Annotated in this window: 1 protein-coding gene; it reads left to right on the forward strand. The window is 33.0% G+C overall.

The window, feature by feature from the left end; genetic code table 11:
- Positions 1 to 85: 85 nt before the first annotated feature.
- Entirely contained in the window at positions 86 to 1,291 is a 1,206-nt protein-coding gene (locus tag ABEG63_RS21490) for an IS4 family transposase (protein WP_346587481.1), read from the forward strand.
- The last annotated feature ends 29 nt before the right edge of the window (positions 1,292 to 1,320 follow it).

Genomic DNA, 1,320 nt, shown 5'->3' on the forward strand with positions numbered 1-1,320 from the left:
TAGTCTTGGTCGGAAGATTTTTTCTTTCGACTTTTTCTTTTCTGCATGGATTTATTTTTATATTTATAGGTGATATTCCATCATTATGTCAGTTTTTAAAGACCATAAAATTTCCCTCAAAAATATTTTACATTTTATTCCGGAAGCACTTTTATGCCATCTTTCTTCAACCACTAAGGTAGATCACTACAGTAAGGTTTTACATGGCAAGAAAATGTTTTATTTGCTTTTGTTCTGTATTTTTGATAATGAAAAATTAAGCCAAAGAACGTTGGAAGATACCTTTAACAGCAGTGGTTTTAAAGCTTTATTTGGATTGGGAGAAGAAGAGAAAATCCGTCGCAGCTCAATTTCGGAAAGGCTTTCAAAAATAGATGTCAATTATTTCAAAGAAATCTACGAGCAAATGTATAGGCAGTTTCTGGAACTTTATGATAAGACCGAAATCGAGAAATACAATTTGATTCGGGTAGATAGCACTACTGTTTCTGAGGCATCATCAAGATTAAAAGAAGGAATGAGTAATAATAGTGGAAAAAAATTATTAAAATTCAGTTTTTCCTTTGATGGAGTTCTTCCTTCCGGGGTTGAAGTTTTTAATGAACAACAATATTCTTCAGAAGACCTTGCTCTTCCTGAAGTGATTCTCAAACAGGCAAAAAAAGAAGAACATCATTGTAATATTTATGTGATGGACAGAGGCTTGCAATCTGCCAAAACAATGATGAATTTTGACCAAAACAGTATAAAATTCATCATCAGATTAAAAGAAAACCGAAAATTTGAGGAACTAGAATCTTTTTTACCCTCGGAAAACACCCGAAAATGGGATGAATGGAAGCTCGTGAAAGACAGCAGAGTGCAAGTTTTTGCACGAAGACCTATTGAAAACAAGAACGGAAAATCTTGTAAAGTAGAAACCGAATTTCGTTTAATTATTATTAAAAATGAGAAAACAGAAAAAGAATTTTGGTTTCTAAGCAATGAATTTGACCTGTCTGCAAAAGAAATATCTGATTATTACAGGAAACGTTGGGACATAGAAGTATTTTTCAGATTTTTAAAACAGGAACTTAATCTTACCCATTTGGTTTCGCTCAACAAAAATGGAATACAAGTAATGGTTTATATGACCATGATTACCTCGATGCTTCTGCTCATCTATAAAAAAGCAAATAGTTTGGGGTATAAAACGGCTAAAAGACGAATCGCGATGGAACTAAGGGATATGATTACTGCCATATTAATCATCTTTGCCGGAGGGAATCCAGATAAAGTTTTTAAAACTTAAATGGTCGGAATTTCTTCCGACCAAGACTA

It is taken from the genome of Chryseobacterium sp. C39-AII1 (assembly GCF_039672645.1).
Taxonomy (GTDB): Bacteria; Bacteroidota; Bacteroidia; order Flavobacteriales; family Weeksellaceae; genus Chryseobacterium.